This is a genomic window from Marinobacter sp. NP-4(2019) (genome assembly GCF_003994855.1).
Taxonomy (GTDB): Bacteria; Pseudomonadota; Gammaproteobacteria; order Pseudomonadales; family Oleiphilaceae; genus Marinobacter.
Genome location: NZ_CP034142.1, coordinates 3,851,062 through 3,870,003, shown reverse-complemented (window position 1 = coordinate 3,870,003; position 18,942 = coordinate 3,851,062). Strand labels below are relative to the sequence as shown.

Below are 18,942 nucleotides of genomic sequence, written 5' to 3'. Positions count from 1 at the left end.
TGTGCGTTTTTCCCACGAATCTCATTAACTTCCGGACGGACCCATGCCGCAACGCTATATCAAGAAAATCCTCGATGCCCGGGTGTACGATGTGGCCATCGAGACACCGCTGACCGAGGCGCGGAGCCTCTCAAAACGCTTCAATAATCACATTCATATCAAGCGTGAAGATCTCCAGCCGGTGTTTTCCTTCAAGATTCGCGGCGCCTACAACCGGATTGCCCAGCTGTCCGAGGACCAGAAAGCCAGGGGGGTTATCTGTGCGTCGGCCGGTAACCATGCCCAGGGTGTGGCGCTGGCGGCCAAGAATCTCGGTATCAAGGCCGTTATTGTGATGCCGCAGACCACTCCGGATATTAAAGTGCGCTCTGTTCGGGATCATGGCGCAAAGGTCGTGCTCAAGGGCGACGCCTTTGACGAAGCGGCGGCCCACGCCCAGGAACTGATTAAAAAACATGGTTACACCTACATTCCTCCCTACGACGATCCGGACGTGATTGCCGGGCAGGGCACTGTGGCCATGGAACTCATGTGGCAATTCACCAAACCCTTGCATGCAGTCTTTATCAGCGTGGGCGGTGGCGGCCTGATTGCCGGTATGGCGGCCTACATCAAGTACCTGCGTCCGGAGATCAAGGTCATCGGTGTGGAGCCGGAGGATTCCAACTGCCTGCAGGCGGCCATGAAAGCCGGCGAACGGGTCGTGCTGGATGAAGTCGGCATCTTCGCCGACGGCGTCGCGGTCAAGCAGATCGGCGAGCACCCGTGGGAAGTCTGCAAGGATTATGTGGATGAAGTGATCACCGTCTCCACCGACGAAATCTGTGCGGCTATCAAGGACATCTTCGAGGATACCCGCTCCATCGCCGAACCGGCCGGCGCCCTCGGCGTGGCGGGTGTGAAGAAGTACATCGAGCGCGAGAACATTGAAGGGGAAAACCTGGCGGCGATCCTCAGTGGCGCCAATATGAATTTTGATCGTCTGCGTTATGTATCCGAGCGCACCGAAATCGGTGAAAAGCGGGAAGCAATCCTGGCGGTCACCATTCCCGAGAAGCCGGGGGCCTTCAAGACCTTTATCAAGTCCCTGCACAAGCGCAGCATCACCGAGTTCAACTACCGCTATGCTGACAGCAAGCTGGCCACGATCTTTGTCGGTGTCCAGATCCAGGCCGGCGGCCTCGGCCGGGATGAACTGGTGCAGGAGCTGCGGGAGTCGGGCTACTCGGTGGTGGACCTGACCGACAGCGAATTCGCCAAGCAACACATTCGCCACATGGTCGGCGGGCACGCACCGTCGGTGACCAACGAGAAGGTCTATCAGTTCGAATTCCCGGAGCGCCCCGGCGCGCTGCTGAAGTTCCTGATGTCACTGGGCACGCGCTGGAACATCTCGCTGTTCCACTACCGCAACCACGGCGCAGCCTACAGCCGTGTATTGTTGGGTGCCCAGGTCGACAAAGAGGATCTGGCCGACTTCGAGGAGATGCTGGACAAGGTCGGTTTCCGTTACGAAGACATGACGGATAACGAGGCTTATCAGTTGTTTCTTGGTGCTGGGAATGGCTAGAGGTAACGACCAAAGTTAGGGGTGTGCGGGATCATCCTGCCGAAACTGTGCGGAGCCATGGATGGCAGAGCCCAAGCGCCACATGGGCGAAGCAAACGCTTATGAAGCAAAGCTTCATGTGCAGCTGAGCGACAGCAATCTGCGATTGCTGGCCGGACCCGCTTGCGGGTGCTTGAGCGTGTTTCGGCAGGATGGTCCCGCACACCCCGGGAATCTGCACAGTTTCGGAAGCCCTACCCACGACCCGGTCCCGTCAGAGTTCAGAAATCATTAGCCTTACAAAATTTTAATCTGTCAAAAATTGTAAATATCGAGATGCGTGTTAGTCTTTCGTCTAATTCTTAAAAAACAATAATAGCTCACTGATTTGTCGAGTTTTTACCTTTCCGGGAGCTGGAGAAACGTAACATGGAACGCAAGCCTGACATCCTCCGGGCCATTGTGCTGGTTTTCGCTGTTGGTCTTGTGATCACTGGTATTACCTCGCTGCAGGCCTCCGAAGAGAAGCAGGGTGCAAACGCCCGCGCCGTTGCCAACGATGTCGTGCTGGTGCCGGTCAGCCGCGGCGATCACCGTGAACCGACCCGGTAACAACGCCGGTCCGTGACAATGCTGTGCAGGGGAATGTCCCAGGGTTCAGTGGGCAACTCCGGCATCCTCTGAAAATCATGGGCAATGCCAATCAGTTTTGGCGCGAGCCGGGGGCGAATCCTGGTGAACGCGAATGTCCGGTCATAGAAACCGCCCCCCATACCCAGTCGCCCGCCTGATTCATCGAACCCAACCAGTGGAAACAGAACCGCATCCAGTGCCCAGGCTGGACGCCGCAGTCCCCTGTGGAACGGGGGCTCCGGAATGCCGAAACGGTTGCTGACCAGTTGCACGCCGTCCTCGTACGGGCTGAACACCAATTTGCCGTGATGTATGGGATGCAGGACTGGCAGGTAGAAGCGAATGCCCTTGCGTCGTGCGACGGACAGGTAGGTGTGCGGATCAATTTCGCCGTCATTGGGCAGATACACCGCTATATGTCGTGCCCGGTGCAGGTCCGGGTTGTTCAGCAGGTTCAGGGCGAGATTTTCGGCGGCGCGTTGCTGTTGTTCCGGGCTCAGGGACCGACGTTCGTAGCGGAGTGCTTTGCGAAGGGCGCTACGTGATCGCGTGTCAGGATGTGCTTCAAACGGTTTGGGGGTAATGATCTGACTCAAAATAAAGCTTCCCGAGCTGCCGTTTATCGGATGTGGCCCTTGAACCCAAAGTTCAAGGTCGGTGGCCGCTGTGACATATTAGGCTTTCCCCCTCGGGGGACGTGCTCACAATGCCCTGAAGTAGCCACCTGGGTAGTGCGCATCGGCTCGAGGACGTATCCGACCTGCGAACAGCCCAGGAAGTTAACTACATTATACGGGCATCAGCGGGGCCGATTGCAACACCTGAATCCGCACAGGAGACCAAGGTCTATTGGCCGGAGGATTCCCCCAGGGCGGAATCGAGCTTGCTGTCCATCGCCTCCAGGATAGAGCTGGCGGTGTCCGACATGGTGTCGCGCTCAAGTAAATCGTGGGTGATGTTCAGCGCTGCCATGACCGCAATACGTTCGGTGCCAAAGACCTTGCCGCTAGCACGGATTTCCCGCATCTTGCTGTCCAGGTGGTGGGCAGACTGAATCAGTGCCTCGCGAGCTTCCTCGGGGCAGGCAACCAGGTATTCCTTGTCGAGGATCTTAACTTCAACCGTGGTGGGCTGCTGTTTTGCCATCAGTGGTGCTCCAGGGCCCGTAGGCGGCCGATCATGGCTTCGATCTTGTTTTTCGCAAGATCGTTCTTGTGCATTAACTGCGCACGCTCCCGATTCCAGTCATCCTGCAGTTCCCTGAGTGCAGCATTATCCCGTTCCAGTTTGCGGCAGCGTTCAATGAGCTTGTCCAGTTTGTCCGCCAATGCCTGTAGTTCGGACTGTTCCATGATTGCGTCAACGCCTGTGGTTATAGATGCAAGTAACTATAAGTGTGGACTGCAACCCGGTCAATTTACAGGGTTGTCATGGCCTCGTCTGCGTGACAACTGTCACTCTCCGGCGCTGTGGCTGAGGCCCTGCTGCCGGCCTTGACGCCAGGCCTGCAGCGCGGGAATCAGGCCCACCAGGGCCGCCGTGCCTGGCACGCTGGCGAGAATGATCCATTCCGGCGCGGCCAGGGGGCGCAGGCTGATCGATATTCCGTAGTGCTCCAGCAGCCAGGGGCTGAGGAGCGTCAGCCCTCCACTACCGAGCACTACGGCCAGCAAGCAGGCAATGACGGCAAGGAACAGGCATTCGATCACGTGCAGGGCGGCGACCAGTCCCGGAGAGGCTCCGGTGGCACGGAGAATGGCGATCTCGCGGCTTCGTTGAGCCTGGAGAGTCAGCAGCACGGCGACCAGGCCGATCAGGCTGATGACCACCACAAAGCCGGTAATGCCCAACAGGGCGCGCTCAAACTGTCCCATGATGCGCCAGAGTTCACTCAGCGCCACCCCGGGTAGTACGGCAGACAGCGGCTCCGCCCGGGATTCGTTGATCTGCCGCTGCACCTGGAACGTCATCACCTTGCGCTCAATGCCCACCAGCGCCGCGGTGATGGCATCGGGGGTCAGGTCGCGCTTCCTGGCCTGCTCGGGAGAGACCGTTCTTCCCGGGATTGCCACGCCGGATTCCCAGCCGATGTGCATGGCTTCCATGCCTTCCAGGCTGATGTAGACCGCCTGATCTACGGGTGTCCCGGTTGGTGCCAGAATACCGGTGACAGTGAAGGGGGTGTCTTTGTGGTTGGAAAAGCTGGTGCTACCGCCGCCGTGGGACAGGATCAGTTGGTCTCCGAGGGTGTGCTCGTGTTTGCGGGCGGCTTCCGCCCCGAGAACCACATCAAAGACATCGTCAAACCAATGGCCGTCACTCAGCTTGAGTGCCTGGTCCCGGCCATACTGGAAGTGTTCGAAAAAGCCGGTATCCGTGCCGACAACACGATGGCCGCGATAGCTGTCGCCCAGGGACAACGGAACCGTCCAGTCGATACGGCTGTCTTCGGTCAGTCCCTGATAGGTGGACCAACGGATATTGTTGGTCGCATCGCCGATGTGAAATACGGTGTAAAGTAGCAGGTTCAGTTGCCCGCTGCGGGCGCCGACGATCAGATCGGTACCCGAAATGGTGTTGGTGAACGACTGGCGCACCTCGGTACGCAGGTACTGAACCCCCAGTAGCAACGTCACGCTGAGGGTCAGGGTCAGCGTCACCAGCGCGAGCACGCGGCGCCGGTGCCACAGGCTGGCCCAGGCCAGGGAAAACGCCAGGCGGGCCTTCATGACTGCACCTCCAGGAACAGTTCGTGGTCAAAGTGGGAAGCCAGGCCCTGGTCGTGGCTGACAAAGATTACCGAGGAGCCTGCCCGTTGCGCCAGGGTCAGAAGCAGTTCGATGAACCGGTCCCGGTTATCGGTATCCAGCGCCGAGGTGGGTTCATCGGCGAGGATCAGTTCGGGGTGGCCAATCAGGGCGCGGGCGGCGGCCACCCGTTGTTGCTGGCCCACACTGAGGCGGGTGACCGGCTGGTGCCAGTGGCTGTGCGGAATGGCCAGTTCGGCCAGCAGTTCCCCGGCTTCCTGCGAGGGTTCCGGTTTCGCGAGTTGGTGCCGCTTGGCAGACAGGCGACACGGCAGGGTGACATTACCAAGAGTCGTTAAGTAGGGCACCAGATTGAACTGCTGGAAAATAACGCCCATGTGGTCGGCCCGAAAACGGTCTCGCTGTCCATTGGAGAAGGGGGTAATGTCCTTGCCCAGCAGTGAAACCGTACCAGAGGTAGGGCTTAACATGCCGGCCAGCAGGCTCAGCAGTGTGCTTTTCCCGCTGCCACTGGGACCCTTGATAAACAGGTGCTCACCGCGCGCAAGGGTGATGTCCGGAAATGGCAGCGTGACGTGGCTTTGGGGCCATTGATAGCCCAGGCCACGTGTTGTGACGGCCTGCTGTTTATATTCGGAACCGAGGGTCTGTCCGGGTGTCTGCTTGGTCATGTGCGCTTGCGCTTATTCGGTGTATGATTTGCCCACAAATCCATAAGTAGGCGTTTTATGTTCTCGGCTTCACGCATGTATTCAGTTTTCTCTGTGTTTATCCGCCGCTCGTTTCGGGGTGGCGTCACCATTTTCCTGGCAGCGTTCCTGAGTGTTGCCACCGCAGCCGATCGGGAAATTGACTGGCTCGAACTGATGCCGGAAGAAGACCTGAATTTGCTGGAGAGTATGCCAGAAATCGTTCATGAGGGAGACGGCCCGCCTACGTTGCCGGACGAGATCATGACCGGTCGGGTGGTACCCGAGATGGATGGGGTTTCCGGAAAAATTCCCGGTTTTGTTGTGCCCCTGAAAACCACCGATGACATGCGTATCCTCGAGTTCTTCCTGGTGCCGTACTACGGTGCCTGTATCCACGTCCCGCCGCCACCCCCCAACCAGATCATCCACGTGAAGTACAAAGAGGGCTTTACTCTCGAGGCGCTTTACGATCCGGTCTGGGTGGAGGGCACTCTGGTTGTCGAGAGTACCGAAAACGACATTGCCAAATCGTCATACTCCGTGGTCGCCGAGAAGGTGGAGCGGTACCAGCAGTAAGGCTGGTTATTGGCCGAGCTGGAACGTGGGTTCGTCCTCGCCAAGCCGGATGCTGCCCTGTCCGGTTTCGCCTGCCCATTCTACCGTCAGCACCTCAAGGTTCGGAAACCTGGCCTTCAGGGGGCTTGAGAACGCTTGGTCGGCAGTCAGAGTCTTGCATTCCAGTTGCTGAGAGACTTCGTATTCGCGATGGCCTTCGTCCTCGGCGTCATGATGGTGTTCGTCGTGATGGTGATGATCCTCGTCTGGCTGATCCGCAGGCCCGGTATGATGAACCGCGCCCGCCGTCACAACGCAGGAGCCAGGGACGGTGTCGATCAGTGGATTGTCGCCCAGCCACTTTGAAATCTCTGCCAGCCTGGCTTTTTCTTCCGGTGTTTGGGCCTGCCTTTCAAAGCCGACAAGGTTGTAGGCTGGCGAGGTAAAAAGCAGATCAATGCTGTTACCCTGGATAGCCATTTGCAGTTGCCCATAGCCATGACGATGAGCGCCCGGATTATCGCTGGCGATGGCCGGGCCTGCCACCAGCAGGGCAGCGACACCAAGGTTGACGGCTGTTCTGGGCAGGGTGTGGAGAATGTGGCTGTTCATGGGTGCGAATCTCTCGAATTTGATATGTTATAACATAATTGACCATCTGCTTCCCTGAATCAAGAGGGCGAGTGCCTTCGCAGCGCCCGGATGCTAGGATAGACCCCTAAATCCAGTCATACAGGACAGTTCCGTTTCATGTCAGAAACCGACACCTCAGGTGCCGCCCGCGCAGCAGCGTTCGAGCGTTGGGCCAATATCTTCACCGCGCATAAAGCCTTCAGCCACCCATCCGAACTTCACGGTGTCCTTTGTGGGCGGCTGGCCGCCGGTGCCCGTATAGACGAGTCAGAATGGCTTGCCATGGTCTGCGAACACATGGGATTGCCGGATACCGCTGCCGACGAGTCCGCTGAACTGAAAGAATTCATGCAGGCAGCCTACGACCAGACCCTGGCTTTGCTGAAAGCCACGGACATGAGTTTCCATCCGCTGTTGCCGGATGACGACTATGCCATTGACCAACGTCTGGAAGCACTCACTTCCTGGGTGCGCGGTTTCCTTGAAGGTATGGCATTGTCTGCCGGTGAGTCCCTGGGGCAGGCGCCGGATGAGATCCGCGAGCTGATCGAGGACATGGTCGCCATCAGTCAGGTGTCCGAGGACGAAGAAGCAGACGATGACAGCGAACAGCAACTGATGGAAATTGTGGAATACGTGCGCCTGGGGGCGCTGGCGGTGTTCACCGAATTCAACCCGCCAGAAAAGCCGGCCACGGATACTCCGACACTGCACTGAGCAGGTACGTGCCTGCGGGAGAGGTTATGCCGTCAATGATACCCATGAAAGAATTTGCCGATCGCCGCCGCAAGCTGATGGAGCGGATGGCTCCGGACAGTATTGCGATTGTGCCGGCGGCTCCGGAAAGCGTTCGTAACCGGGATGTGCTGCACCCATTTCGTCAGGACAGCGATTTCCAGTACCTGTCCGGGTTTGGCGAGCCGGAGGCGGTATTGGTGTTGATCCCCGGGCGCGAGCATGGCGAATCCGTGCTGTTCTGCAAGGAGCGCAATCCGGAGAAGGAATTGTGGGACGGTTTCCTGTCGGGGCCGGAAGGAGCCATTGACAAGTTCGGACTGGACGATGCCTTCCCGATTTCCGACATTGACGACATCCTGCCCGGCATGATTGAGGGGCGCAGCCGGGTCTACTACCCGCTGGGTAAGGATCACAGTTTTGACGCGCGGGTCATGGACTGGGTCAAGGTGATCCGCAGCAAGGTGCGCGCGGGTGCCCATCCCCCGGGAGAATTTGTCGCTCTGGAACATTTGCTCCACGATTTACGGCTGTACAAGAGCGCCAATGAAATCAAGGTGATGGCGAAAGCGGGTGAGATCAGCGCGAAGGCGCATTGCCGGGCCATGAAACGAGCCCGCAAGGGTGGGTATGAATACAACCTGGAGGCGGAACTGATCCATACGTTCATGGACCATGGCGCCCGTTCCACGGCGTATCCGTCCATCGTCGGCTCCGGTGCCAACGGTTGTATTTTGCACTACATCGAAAACAGTGCGCCGTTGAAAGAGGGCGATCTGGTGCTGATCGACGCAGGCTGTGAAGTGGACTGCTATGCCTCGGATATTACCCGGACATTCCCGGTCAGTGGTCGTTTCAGTGCCGAGCAGAAGGCATTGTATGAAGTGGTTCTGTCAGCCCAGTACGCAGCGATTGAAGCCGTGCGCCCCGGTAATCACTGGAACCACCCCCACGAAGCGGCCCTGCGGGTGCTGACCCAGGGCTTGATTGATCTTGGTCTGTTGTCCGGCTCCCTTGATGATGCCCTGGAACAGGAAGCCTACAAGCCATTTTTCATGCATCGCACCGGTCATTGGCTGGGGCTGGATGTGCACGATGTCGGTGACTACAAGATCGGCGACGCCTGGCGTCAGTTGGAGCCGGGTATGACGCTCACGGTGGAACCCGGCCTGTATATCGCGCCGGACAACACCGATGTGGACAAGAAATGGCGTGGCATCGGCATCCGTATTGAAGACGATGTGGTGGTTACCAAAGAGGGTTGCCGCATACTGACAGAGAGTGTGCCCAAGACCATCGCCGATATCGAAGCTCTGATGGCGGACTGACCCGGTGACCAGGCCTGATACCGATCTGATCATCGCTGGCGGGGGCCTTGCCGGTGCAACCCTGGCGCTGGCGCTTGCCCGGATGGTGCCTTCGTTGCGGGTAACCGTGGTGGAGGCGTTCCCGCTGTCCCCCGATGCCCTGCCAGAGAGTTACCAGCCCAGCTACGATGCCCGCTCCACGGCATTGGCCTGGGGCTCCCGGTTGATTTTCGAGGAATTGGGGCTGTGGTCGCGGTTGTCTGAGCATGCCACCCCCATAGAGCACATCCATGTGTCGGACCGTGGTCGCTTCGGAGCTACTCGGCTGCATGCCTCCGAGCATGATCAGGCGGCACTGGGCTACGTAGCCGACAACCGCTGGATGGGCCTTTGCCTCATGCGGGAGCTGCTGGACACCCGGGTGCGATGGGAGGCACCGGCCGAGGTGGTGGATATGAGGCCGTTGCCCGAAGGTGTCCGGGTGTCGGTCAAATCCGGCGAAGATACCCGTGAGCTTACCGCCCAGTGCCTGGTGGTGGCGGATGGTGGTCGCTCGGGCCTGCGAGAAAAGCTAGGGTTTCAGACCCGCGTCCATGATTATGGCCAGAATGCCCTGATCGCCAACGTGTCGACCGCGGAGAGTCATGACTTCACCGCCTTTGAGCGTTTCACCGAAACCGGTCCTATGGCGTTGCTGCCCCACGGCTCGCCGTCCCACGCTGGCCACCAGTCGGCGCTGGTGTGGACGCTGACGGATAAGGCCCTGGACGAGGTCCTGTCCCTGTCGGACGAAGACAAAGGCCGCCGACTCCAGCAACGTTTTGGCTGGCGGCTGGGACGTTTTACCCGCATCGGTATCTGCAATCACTATCCGTTGAAGCTGACCACGGTGGACGAACCCGTCAGGCCGGGTGTCGCCCTGGTGGGCAACGCCGCCCATGCATTGCACCCGGTGGCGGGGCAGGGCTTCAACCTGGCCCTGCGGGGGCTGATGACGCTGGTGGAGCAGTTCCGTCTGGCTGAGGCGCAGGGGACGTCCATTGGTGACCTGGGTGTTCTCAAACGCTATCAAACGCTGCACCAGCAGGACTGGCAGCAAACGGTCCAGTTCTCCGATTCCCTGATCCGACTCTTCGGCCAGCCGCTGCCGCCACTGGCGGTTGCCCGTGATGCGGGGCTGGTGGGACTGGATCTGTTGCCGGGCGCCAAACGCTGGTTTGCCCGCAAGGCCATGGGCATTGGCGGTCGTCGGGCCGTGATCGACCATCCTCTCGGGGTGAGCAGGGAGTCTTCGAATCATGAGTGACCCAAGAGTATTCGACATCCTGGTCGTCGGTGGAGGGATGGTTGGTTCCGCCCTGGCGCTGGGTTTATCCTGCCAGGGTTGGGGCGTCGGCCTGGTGGAGGGCAGTAATCGCAAGACCTTGCTGGAGGTACCGGAACAGGCAGACAGTGTGGATGGTTTTGAGCCCCGGGTCAGCGCTATTTCCGTGGCCAGTCAGCGCCTGCTTGAAACGTTGGGCGTCTGGGGCACCATTGTCGCTGGCCGGCATTGCCCGTACCAGACCATGACGGTGTGGGATGGTGACGGAACCGGTCGTATCCAGTTCGAAGCAGCGGAGCTACAAGCCAGGGCCCTGGGCACCATCATCGAAAACCGGCACATTGTGCGGGGACTGTTTTCTGCCCTGGCTGACAGCGATGTTGAGTTGATTGATGGTGTGAAAGTCACCGGCTGGTGGCAGGGGCAGGACCGGCGTGGCATTGAGCTTGAGGATGGCACCATGCTGGGCGCAGATCTGGTGGTGGCGGCCGACGGCGCCCATTCCCGGCTGCGCCAGTGGGTGGGCCTGCCGACCCGTGAATGGGACTATGACCAGCAGGCCATCGTGTGTACCGTAAAGACTAGTCAGAGCCACCGCTTCACCGCCTGGCAGCGATTCTCGCCCACCGGGCCACTGGCGTTCCTGCCACTGCTGACAGAAAACGGCGATGAGCATTTCTGCTCCATCGTCTGGTCCCAGGATACCGAGGAAGCACGCCGGCTGATGGCGCTGGATGACGCAACCTTTAAGGGGGAGCTGGAGCGGGCCATTGAGCGGGAGCTGGGTGCGGTCGAATCGATCTCCCGCCGCTTTGCCTTCCCCCTGCGCCAACGCCATGCCAAGGACTACATAGCGCCCGGCTTTGCACTGGTGGGGGATGCGGCCCATACCATTCATCCGCTGGCCGGGCAGGGCGCCAACCTGGGATACGGCGATGTGCGGGCCATGCTGGACGAGCTGGCACGGGCCAGAAAGCTCGGCCTCAAGGCGTCCGATGAGTTGGTGCTCGCCCGGTACCAGCGCCGCCGCAAGGGTGAGAATCTCACCATGATGGCAGCGATGGAGGGCTTCAAGCAGCTCTTTGCCCGCGATGAGTTGCCCTTGCGCTGGCTGCGTAATACCGGCATGCGCTGGTTGAACCAGCTCGGGCCGGTGAAGAACCGGATCGCCGCAGAAGCCATGGGGCTGGAAGTCTGAATTGCCATTTGAGAAGAGACCTTTTACTACCCGACATATTTACAACCCGACATAGGAACGTGTCATGGCCGGAAGCAGCCTGCTTGTCCTGATCGACGACATCGCCACCGTACTGGACGACGTCGCCCTGATGACCAAAACCGCCACCAAGAAAACTGCCGGCGTGCTGGGGGACGACCTGGCCCTCAACGCCCAGCAGGTCACCGGTGTGAAACCGGCGCGGGAACTGCCGGTCGTGTGGGCGGTCGCCAAGGGCTCGATGATCAACAAGGCCATCCTGGTGCCGGCGGCGCTGGCCATCAGCTTCTTTGTGCCCTGGCTGGTGACGCCGTTGCTGATGCTCGGTGGTGCCTTCCTCTGTTTCGAGGGTTTCGAGAAACTGGTTCACAAGTTCCTGCACAAGGACGAAGACGACAAGCACAAGGCTGAGCTTCATGAAGCCCTGAAGAATCCGGATGCTGACATGAAGTCGGTGGAGAAGGACAAGATCAAGGGGGCGATACGGACGGACTTTATTCTGTCAGCGGAAATCATCGCGATCACTCTCGGTACCGTCACCACCCAGACGATAGGCATGCAGTTTCTGGTGCTGTCAGTCGTGGCGATCATGATCACGGTGGGTGTGTACGGCCTGGTTGCCGGTATTGTGAAGCTGGATGATGCCGGCCTGTACCTCAGTCGCAAGAGCAGTGTCATGGTCCAGCGGGTGGGCAACGGTATTCTCTGGCTCGCGCCCTATATGATGAAGACCCTGTCCATTCTCGGCACCATCGCCATGTTCCTGGTGGGTGGCGGCATTCTCACCCATGGCCTGCCGCCGGTCTATGATGCCATTCACCACTTTGCCGAGGCCTTTAGCGGTGTGACCGGTGTGCTGATTCCGACTCTGGCGGATGGTCTGTTCGGGGTGCTGGCGGGTGCCTTGCTGGTGGCGATTATCACGCCGTTACTGAAGATGTGGGAAGCGCGTTCCGCCTGATTTACCCGCAGGCGTCAAACAGCCGGCTGACCAGCACCGGCACCGCCGTTTCCACTCTCAGAATCCGTGGGCCGAGGTGGACGCTTTCGCACCCGGCCTCTTCCAGCTTGGCGACTTCGTAAGGGGTAAAACCGCCTTCCGGGCCGACACAAAGCGCGGTCGGCCTGTTCAGATGCATAGGGCAGGGGGTGTCGGTGCCGGGGTGGGCCACCAGCGCCCGTTTGCCTTGCAGCAGCGCCGGCAACTCGTCCTCCACGAACGGCTTGAACAGCTTGCGGATGTGAACTTCCGGCAGGATCGTGTCCCGCGCCTGTTCCAGGCCCAGAGCCATATTCTCCCGCAGGTTGCCATCGGATAGCCAGGGCGTTTGCCAGAAGCTTTTTTCCACCTTGTAGCTGTTGATCAGCCAGATGTCCTTCACACCGAGGGTGGCGCAGGTCTGCAGCACACGACGGAACATTTTTGGTCGGGGCATGGCAAGGATCAGTGTCAGAGGCAGCGGCGGGGGCGGGGGCTCCGCCAGTTCCACCAGTATGTCGGCCTGGGAGTCAGTGAGGCTCAGAACCCGCCCGGTGCCGATGTCGCCATTCACCCTGCCGACTGGGATGCAATCTCCCTCGGCGACTTTCAGGACCTCATGGAGGTGAGATAACCGGCGACCGGTGAGCACGGCGCGATCAGCCGTGACAAAGTCTTCCTCGAACAGCAGTGCCAGATTCATTCGTCTGTCGCTTCACCGGTGTCCGTGTCATCGGTTTTCCGCACAGCCAGCTTGCTGAAAATGATGCCAAGCTCGAACAATAACCACATGGGCACCGCCAACAGCGTCTGGGAAATGATATCCGGAGGCGTCAGCAGCATGCCGATCACAAAGCAGGCGACCACAATGTAAGGCCGTTTGGCGGCCAGATCCGCCGGGGTGGTGGCGCCGGTCAGCACCAGCAGGATGGTGGCGATAGGAATCTCGAAAGCCACGCCAAAGGCAAAGAACATTTTCAGCACAAAATTGAGGTAACTGGTGATGTCCGGTAACTCGACGATGCCTTCGGGACCGATGGCGGTGAAAAAGCCGAATACCAGGGGAAACACTACGAAGTAGGCGAAGGCGGCACCCAGGTAGAACAGGATCACGGAGGTGAACAGCAGTGGGAACGCCAGCCGTTTTTCATGGGCGTACAGGCCGGGTGCCACGAAGCTCCACAGTTGGTAGAGGATGACCGGGATGGCGGCGAAGACTGCCAGTACCAGGGCAAGTTTCAGCGGCGCGAAAAAGGGCGAGGTAATGTCGGTGGCGATCATCATCTGGCCGACCGGCAGCAGTTCCCGCAGCGGCTCCGAAAGCAACAGGTAAAGCTCGTTGGCAAACGGATAGATCGCGGCAAAGCAGATCACCACCGCCAGCACCATTTTAAGCAGACGGTTGCGCAGCTCCAGCAGATGCTCTATCAGGGGCATTTCGGACTGGGCTGTTGATGAATCCGGGGTATTATGGCCGTCAGGCTTGTTGGTCATGAACGATTGTCCGAAGCGCTTTCCTGATCTGGATGGGGGCGGGTTGTCGGTCGCTGGTCGTCTGCCCTGTCGTTTGCGACGGCTCCGGGTCTTGCTGTGGCTGTTGGGCAGGCTTCTCGGGTGCCTGGGGTTCGGCTGTCCGACGGGTTGCAGGTGCCGGTCTGGACTTGGTTGTCTGGCCCTCCGGGAGGATCATGTGTTCGTACTTTTTGGCCTCATCCAGGGCGCCACGAACGCTTTTCTCCACGTCTTCGAGGCCGACGTCACCCGCCTTGCGCAGCTCCTCGCGCAGTTCTTCGGCCTTCAACTGGCGGTCCAGTTCCGAGGTGAACTGGTTAACCATGCGGCGGGCGCCGCCAATCCAGCGACCGGCCGCCCGCGCTGCCGTTGGCAGGCGTTCAGGGCCGAGGACCAGCAGAGCGATCACACCACAGATCAACAGCTCGACAAAGCCGATATCAAACATTCAGCCGGATCTCAGCTCGTGGTTTTGTCCCGGGGCTTTTCTTCCGGGGTGGTCTGGTGGGCCACCGGCTCTTCCTTGTCTTCCAGAGAGTCCTGATCGGAGGTCTTGTTGTCCTCGTCATTCATGGACTTCTTGAAGCCACGGATAGCGCCGCCCAGATCGCTGCCAATGTTGCGGAGCTTTTTGGTTCCGAACAACAGGATAACGATGCCGAGTACGATAAGAAGTTGCCAGATACTGATACCCATGACGGGATCCTCATTGTAATGTTGCTGTTACATGCCATTGTACGTTACCGGACCGGTTTGGCGGAAACCCCCGTAAGGGGTACCCACGACACTACTCGCCCCGGGACGCTTTTTCTTCAAGCCCTGACAGGTCGAAGCGACGGGCCAGCTCATCCAGCACATCCCCGGGGCCAAGGCCCAGGTTCGATAACATGACCATGCTGTGAAACCAGAGATCCGCCGTTTCGTATACCACATCCCGGTTGTCCCCGGACCGCTCGGCATCCTTGGCTGCCAGCAGGGTCTCGGTGCATTCCTCGCCCACCTTTTCAAGAATCTTGTTGAGACCCTTGGCGTGCAGGCTGGCAACGTAGGACTTGTCCGGATCTGCTTCTTTTCTTGCTTCCAGTACCTGGGCAAGTCGTTCCAGTACGTCACTCACTCTGTGCGCTCCCTTTGGCCGGTCTGTAGATGGTTTGCGGGTCTTTGATCACGGGGGCGGTGGTCACCCATTCACCGTTCTGGAATTTCCGGTAAAAGCAGCTGCGCCTTCCGGTATGGCAGGCGATACCGCCTTTTTGTTCCACTTTCAGCAGAATCACATCCTCATCGCAGTCCAGGCGTATTTCATGGACCACTTGCTGGTGCCCCGAGGTTTCGCCCTTGCGCCAGAGCTTGCCCCGCGAGCGGGACCAGTAGACGGCCTGGCCTTCCTCGGTGGTAAGCCGCAGGGATTCCGGGTTCATCCAGGCCATCATCAGGATCTCGCCGGTGGTGGCGTCCTGGGCGATGGCGGGAACCAGTCCGTCGGTGTTCCAGCGGATGGCGTCGAGCCAGTCAGGGTTGTCGACTTTAGGTGATGAATCTTGCATTTCTGTGAATCCTGAAAAAATGTTACCGGCCACCCCGGGCAACCAGGCCGGCCGCCACCGCGAGCATGGCCCAGCCCCATGGCGGCAGCGATTGGGCCAGGGCCGGCAATTCGTAATGGGCGCTGACCCAGGCACCAGCCACCAGGGCAGCGGCGATCAATGTACGTCGCCAGCGTCTCTCCGCCCGTTTCTGGTTGTCCCGCAGGAGCTCCAGTGTAGCGCGATTCTGCTCTTCTGTGGGGCCGGAGCTGCGCAACTGCACGAGAGTATCATGTACCAGTTGCGGCATTTCCGGGGACTGCTCAAGCCAGGCCGGTAAATGGGATTGCAGTGACTTTATCAGCCCGGACGGACCGATACGCTTGCGCATCCAGCTCTCCAGGAAGGGCTGTGCAGTACTCCACAGGTCGAGATCCGGATACAGCTGGCGGCCAAGGCCTTCCACGTTCAGCAGGGTTTTCTGCAACAGCACCAGTTGTGGCTGCACCTCCATGTTGAAGCGCCGGGCCGTCTGGAACAGCCGCAGCAGGAAGTGACCGAAGGAAATGTCCTTCAGCGGCTTCTCGAAGATCGGCTCGCATACGGTGCGGATGGCGGCCTCGAATTCGTTGACCCGGGTGTGTGGCGGCACCCAGCCGGACTGGATGTGCAGTTGCGCCACCTGACGATAATCGCGGCGGAAGAACGCCAGCAGGTTGCGCGCCAGATAGCTCTGATCGTCCGGCGCCAGGGTACCGACAATGCCAAAATCAATGGCGATGTATTTCGGGTCCGCCGGGTTGCTGACATCCACAAAGATGTTGCCCGGGTGCATGTCGGCGTGGAAAAAACTGTCACGAAAGACCTGGGTAAAGAAGATTTCCACGCCCTTTTCCGCCAGCACTTTCATGTCGACACCGGCTGCCTGCAGTGCCGGCACATCGGCAATGGGAATGCCGTGGATGCGCTCCATGACCAGTACGGTTTTACGGGTGTAATCCCAGTCAATAAACGGAATGTAGATCAGCGACGAATTGTCGAAGTTGCGGCGTAACTGGCTGGCGTTGGCGGCTTCCCGTTGCAGGTCCAGTTCGTCGTGGATGGTGGAGTCGTAATCCGCGACCACCTCAACCGGATGCAGACGCTTGCCCTCGGACCAGTATTTTTCCAGCAGGCCGGCCATCAGGTACATCAGCGCCAGGTCCTGCTGAATAACCCTCTCAATACCTGGCCGCAATACCTTGACCACGACTTTCTGGCCATTGAGCAAGGTGGCGGCGTGCACCTGGGCAACGGAAGCCGAGGCCATCGGGTCGGCGGAGAATTCGCTGAACAGCTCGGCAACCGGTGCACCCAGGGAGGTTTCGATGATTTCCCGCGCGGTGCTGCTGGGGAAAGGGGGGACGCGGTCCTGAAGGTGCTTAAGCGACTCGGCCATGTCGTCGGGCAGAAGGTCGCGGCGCGTTGACAGAATCTGGCCAAACTTCACGAACACCGGTCCCAGTTCTTCCATTGCCAGGCGCAGGCGGTCACCGCGGCTCAGTTTCGGTTGTGGGAACAGGTGCCAGGGCGCCAGCAGGAAGAATACCTTGAGTGGACCGGGCAACTCGGCCAGTGGCAGGAACGTGTCCAGCCGGTAACGGCAAAATACCCAGGCTATTCGGAACAGGCGTTGCAAGCGGGTCACGGTCTCTCCGGGGGCTCTTCGTTGGTGTGGCGTTCCAGCAGCCCGACACGCGCCTCCAGCCGTTCAGTGCACAGGCTCACCTGATCGATATCCTCAAAGGTGGCTTCCAGCTCCCGGCGCCCCGGCAGGGTCCGGCTTTCCTCGTGCACGTATTCTTCGATATTGGCGTTGAGGGCAGCAAAGGCCTGACGGCTCCACTTCACCGCACCGCGAAGGCGCTGGCCGATAAAGTGGGCCGGTACATCGCCGATATGGCGGGCCAGGGCGGCTTCCCAGTCGGGGTCGAGTTGCTGCAGCGCCCGCTGGAACTGGTGGGCCAGGGCGGTGTCGCCACTGACTTCAATCCGCCTATGGCGGAACACCTGGTCGTCACCGCTGGCCAGCGCGGCAAACGCCATGGGCCTGCCGCTTAGTTGTAATGCCGGCTCTTCTGCCGGCTGGCTGCTGACCTGTACCCGGTCCCCTGTCTGATAAAGCGTAATAGTCAGGTGCAGGGGGGCGGTCAGGGTAAATTCTACCGGCCCTGTCAGGGCGCCCATTAACGCCTTGCGACCGGCCGGGTCGAGTTCCAGGGCGCGATTCAGGGCACCCTCAACAACGGCAGTCACGGCGGAAAGCAGGGTAGGGCCGGGAAACATCAGGGCTTGATTCCCACGTGCAGGGCAACAATGCCGCCGGTCATGTTGTAGTACTTGCAGTTCACCAGTCCGGCCTGCTCCATCATGCCCTTCAGAGTGTCCTGATCCGGGTGCATGCGGATGGACTCGGCCAGGTACTTGTAGCTTTCGCTGTCACCGGCAAACAGCTGGCCCATCAGCGGCAGGGCGTTGAAGGAGTACATGTCATACGCCTTGTTGAGCAGCGGGTTGGTGGGCTTGGAAAACTCCAGCACCATCAGCTTGCCGCCGGGCTTCAGCACCCGTGTCATGTCCCGCAGGGCCTGGTCCTTGTCGGTCACGTTACGCAGGCCAAAGGCGATGGACACGGCATTGAAGGTGTTATCCGGAAACGGCAGGTGTTCCGCGTCGGCCTGGGCAAATTCGATATTGCCGGCGTAACCCCGATCCATCAGACGACCGCGCCCCACCTGAAGCATGGAGGCATTGATATCAGCGAGTATGACTTTGCCGGTGGGGCCAACCAGGTCGGAAAACTTCATGGTCAGGTCGCCGGTGCCGCCGGCGATGTCAAGTACCTGGTGCCCCGGGCGGACACCGCTGAGTTCGATGGTGAAGCGTTTCCAGAGCCGGTGGATGCCCATGGACATGAGGTCGTTCATCAGGTCGTATTTACCGGCCACGCTGTGAAAAACCTCGGCTACCTGGCCGGCCTTCTGGCTTTTCGGCACATTGCGGAAACCGAAGTGAGTGACATCGTCCTGTGGGGAGCCGGCCTGGTTTTCGTTGGCTGGCGTTTGTTGCTCGCTCATGGGGGTATCCTGTCAGAATCTGAACCCCGTATTCTAACGGTTAGGGGGGTGGCTACAAGTTTATTACCCCCTTAAACTATAAAACCTTCCATTTTTGAAGAGAAACCTGATTCATGTCTGTTATCGATGTTCATCGCGCCCATTCCCTGGACAAGGAGCACGCCCGCGAGGCGGCGGAAGCACTGGCGCAGGATCTGTCCAGGCAGTTTGATGTGAACTACCAGTGGGAAGGAGATGTGCTGCGGTTCAGGCGCAGTGGGGTAAAGGGGCAGTTGACCATCGATCACAATGACCTGCACATTCGTCTGGAACTGGGCATGCTGCTAAGGCCCTTCAAGTCACGGATTGAGCAGGAGATTCACTCCCAGCTGGATCAGATCATCAAGGCCTGATCACC

General features: G+C 59.5%; 24 protein-coding genes and 1 other RNA gene. 9 read left to right on the top strand and 16 right to left on the bottom strand.

The annotated features are described in order from the left end of the window. Positions 1 to 43: 43 nt before the first annotated feature. Both ilvA and EHN06_RS17665 read left to right on the top strand, forming a co-directional pair. On the top strand, positions 44 to 1,570 hold the full coding sequence (ilvA, locus tag EHN06_RS17670; RefSeq protein WP_127333816.1) for a threonine ammonia-lyase, biosynthetic: 1,527 nt from the start codon (positions 44 to 46) through the stop codon (positions 1,568 to 1,570). A gap of 408 nt (positions 1,571 to 1,978) precedes the next feature. Continuing rightward, the gene (locus EHN06_RS17665; RefSeq protein ID WP_127333815.1) at positions 1,979 to 2,161 is read left to right on the top strand and encodes a hypothetical protein; all 183 of its coding nucleotides are present in this window, start codon (positions 1,979 to 1,981) and stop codon (positions 2,159 to 2,161) included. Here EHN06_RS17665 and EHN06_RS17660 read toward each other — a convergent pair. From EHN06_RS17660 to EHN06_RS17635, 6 genes are all read right to left on the bottom strand, one after another. Next, on the bottom strand, positions 2,140 to 2,778 hold the full coding sequence (locus EHN06_RS17660) for a 5-formyltetrahydrofolate cyclo-ligase (RefSeq protein WP_127333814.1): 639 nt from the start codon (positions 2,776 to 2,778) through the stop codon (positions 2,140 to 2,142). The two genes, EHN06_RS17665 and EHN06_RS17660, sit on opposite strands and share 22 nt — an antisense overlap. A 4-nt stretch (positions 2,779 to 2,782) precedes the next feature. Beyond that, a non-coding RNA gene (ssrS, locus tag EHN06_RS17655) (6S RNA) lies at positions 2,783 to 2,963 on the bottom strand. A 65-nt stretch (positions 2,964 to 3,028) separates the two neighbouring features. Continuing rightward, the gene (locus tag EHN06_RS17650; protein WP_127333813.1) at positions 3,029 to 3,328 is read right to left on the bottom strand and encodes a cell division protein ZapA; all 300 of its coding nucleotides are present in this window, start codon (positions 3,326 to 3,328) and stop codon (positions 3,029 to 3,031) included. After that, the gene (locus EHN06_RS17645) at positions 3,328 to 3,534 is read right to left on the bottom strand and encodes a TIGR02449 family protein (RefSeq protein ID WP_012136985.1); all 207 of its coding nucleotides are present in this window, start codon (positions 3,532 to 3,534) and stop codon (positions 3,328 to 3,330) included. The genes EHN06_RS17650 and EHN06_RS17645 overlap by 1 nt, the downstream gene beginning before the upstream one ends. A 102-nt stretch (positions 3,535 to 3,636) precedes the next feature. Then, entirely contained in the window at positions 3,637 to 4,911 is a 1,275-nt protein-coding gene (locus EHN06_RS17640; RefSeq protein ID WP_127333812.1) for an ABC transporter permease, read from the bottom strand. Then, positions 4,908 to 5,621, bottom strand: a complete 714-nt coding sequence (locus EHN06_RS17635) for an ABC transporter ATP-binding protein (protein WP_127333811.1) — start codon at positions 5,619 to 5,621, stop codon at positions 4,908 to 4,910. Before EHN06_RS17635 ends, EHN06_RS17640 begins: the two co-directional genes overlap by 4 nt. A gap of 75 nt (positions 5,622 to 5,696) precedes the next feature. On the opposite strand from EHN06_RS17635, the gene EHN06_RS17630 reads away from it, so the two are divergent. Beyond that, on the top strand, positions 5,697 to 6,218 hold the full coding sequence (locus EHN06_RS17630) for a DUF3299 domain-containing protein (RefSeq protein WP_127333810.1): 522 nt from the start codon (positions 5,697 to 5,699) through the stop codon (positions 6,216 to 6,218). 6 nt (positions 6,219 to 6,224) lie between these two features. Here EHN06_RS17630 and EHN06_RS17625 read toward each other — a convergent pair whose 3' ends face one another. Beyond that, on the bottom strand, positions 6,225 to 6,809 hold the full coding sequence (locus tag EHN06_RS17625) for a ZrgA family zinc uptake protein (RefSeq protein WP_127333809.1): 585 nt from the start codon (positions 6,807 to 6,809) through the stop codon (positions 6,225 to 6,227). A gap of 138 nt (positions 6,810 to 6,947) precedes the next feature. Between EHN06_RS17625 and EHN06_RS17620 the strand changes: the two genes are divergently transcribed. The 5 genes from EHN06_RS17620 (at position 6,948) to EHN06_RS17600 (ending at position 12,373) form a co-directional block, all read left to right on the top strand. Then, a complete protein-coding gene (locus EHN06_RS17620; protein WP_127333808.1) occupies positions 6,948 to 7,547 on the top strand; it encodes a UPF0149 family protein in 600 nt (199 codons plus the stop codon). A gap of 26 nt (positions 7,548 to 7,573) precedes the next feature. Next, the gene (gene pepP, locus EHN06_RS17615; protein ID WP_127333807.1) at positions 7,574 to 8,893 is read left to right on the top strand and encodes a Xaa-Pro aminopeptidase; all 1,320 of its coding nucleotides are present in this window, start codon (positions 7,574 to 7,576) and stop codon (positions 8,891 to 8,893) included. Positions 8,894 to 8,897: 4 nt separating this feature from the next. Beyond that, positions 8,898 to 10,178 carry a 2-octaprenyl-6-methoxyphenyl hydroxylase gene (ubiH, locus tag EHN06_RS17610; protein ID WP_127333806.1) on the top strand — a complete coding sequence of 427 codons (1,281 nt, stop codon included), beginning with the start codon at positions 8,898 to 8,900 and terminating at the stop codon, positions 10,176 to 10,178. Next, positions 10,171 to 11,394 (top strand): FAD-dependent monooxygenase, encoded by a 1,224-nt coding sequence (locus EHN06_RS17605; RefSeq protein WP_127333805.1) that lies wholly within the window; start codon positions 10,171 to 10,173, stop codon positions 11,392 to 11,394. Before ubiH ends, EHN06_RS17605 begins: the two co-directional genes overlap by 8 nt. A gap of 64 nt (positions 11,395 to 11,458) precedes the next feature. Continuing rightward, complete coding sequence (locus EHN06_RS17600; RefSeq protein ID WP_127333804.1) at positions 11,459 to 12,373, top strand: DUF808 domain-containing protein; 915 nt, start codon at positions 11,459 to 11,461, stop codon at positions 12,371 to 12,373. Position 12,374: 1 nt separating this feature from the next. On the opposite strand, the gene EHN06_RS17595 is transcribed toward EHN06_RS17600, so the two are convergent. The 9 genes from EHN06_RS17595 to ubiE form a co-directional block, all read right to left on the bottom strand. Then, entirely contained in the window at positions 12,375 to 13,094 is a 720-nt protein-coding gene (locus tag EHN06_RS17595; RefSeq protein ID WP_127333803.1) for a 16S rRNA (uracil(1498)-N(3))-methyltransferase, read from the bottom strand. Then, on the bottom strand, positions 13,091 to 13,885 hold the full coding sequence (tatC, locus tag EHN06_RS17590) for a twin-arginine translocase subunit TatC (protein ID WP_127333802.1): 795 nt from the start codon (positions 13,883 to 13,885) through the stop codon (positions 13,091 to 13,093). Before tatC ends, EHN06_RS17595 begins: the two co-directional genes overlap by 4 nt. Continuing rightward, positions 13,869 to 14,351 carry a Sec-independent protein translocase protein TatB gene (tatB, locus tag EHN06_RS21555; RefSeq protein ID WP_228257341.1) on the bottom strand — a complete coding sequence of 161 codons (483 nt, stop codon included), beginning with the start codon at positions 14,349 to 14,351 and terminating at the stop codon, positions 13,869 to 13,871. The genes tatC and tatB overlap by 17 nt, the downstream gene beginning before the upstream one ends. Positions 14,352 to 14,362: 11 nt before the next feature. Then, on the bottom strand, positions 14,363 to 14,599 hold the full coding sequence (gene tatA, locus EHN06_RS17580) for a Sec-independent protein translocase subunit TatA (protein ID WP_127333801.1): 237 nt from the start codon (positions 14,597 to 14,599) through the stop codon (positions 14,363 to 14,365). A 91-nt stretch (positions 14,600 to 14,690) separates the two neighbouring features. Further along, positions 14,691 to 15,020 carry a phosphoribosyl-ATP diphosphatase gene (locus tag EHN06_RS17575; RefSeq protein ID WP_127333800.1) on the bottom strand — a complete coding sequence of 110 codons (330 nt, stop codon included), beginning with the start codon at positions 15,018 to 15,020 and terminating at the stop codon, positions 14,691 to 14,693. Continuing rightward, entirely contained in the window at positions 15,013 to 15,450 is a 438-nt protein-coding gene (hisI, locus tag EHN06_RS17570) for a phosphoribosyl-AMP cyclohydrolase (protein ID WP_127333799.1), read from the bottom strand. Before hisI ends, EHN06_RS17575 begins: the two co-directional genes overlap by 8 nt. Before the next feature lie 22 nt (positions 15,451 to 15,472). Beyond that, positions 15,473 to 17,116, bottom strand: coding sequence for a ubiquinone biosynthesis regulatory protein kinase UbiB (ubiB, locus tag EHN06_RS17565; RefSeq protein ID WP_127333798.1), 1,644 nt, complete (start codon positions 17,114 to 17,116; stop codon positions 15,473 to 15,475). Then, positions 17,113 to 17,754, bottom strand: coding sequence for a ubiquinone biosynthesis accessory factor UbiJ (locus tag EHN06_RS17560; protein ID WP_127333797.1), 642 nt, complete (start codon positions 17,752 to 17,754; stop codon positions 17,113 to 17,115). Before EHN06_RS17560 ends, ubiB begins: the two co-directional genes overlap by 4 nt. After that, positions 17,754 to 18,545 (bottom strand): bifunctional demethylmenaquinone methyltransferase/2-methoxy-6-polyprenyl-1,4-benzoquinol methylase UbiE, encoded by a 792-nt coding sequence (ubiE, locus tag EHN06_RS17555; protein WP_127333796.1) that lies wholly within the window; start codon positions 18,543 to 18,545, stop codon positions 17,754 to 17,756. Before ubiE ends, EHN06_RS17560 begins: the two co-directional genes overlap by 1 nt. A gap of 113 nt (positions 18,546 to 18,658) precedes the next feature. Here ubiE and EHN06_RS17550 point away from each other — a divergent pair, with 113 nt between their 5' ends. Beyond that, positions 18,659 to 18,937 (top strand): polyhydroxyalkanoic acid system family protein, encoded by a 279-nt coding sequence (locus EHN06_RS17550; protein ID WP_127333795.1) that lies wholly within the window; start codon positions 18,659 to 18,661, stop codon positions 18,935 to 18,937. The last annotated feature ends 5 nt before the right edge of the window (positions 18,938 to 18,942 follow it).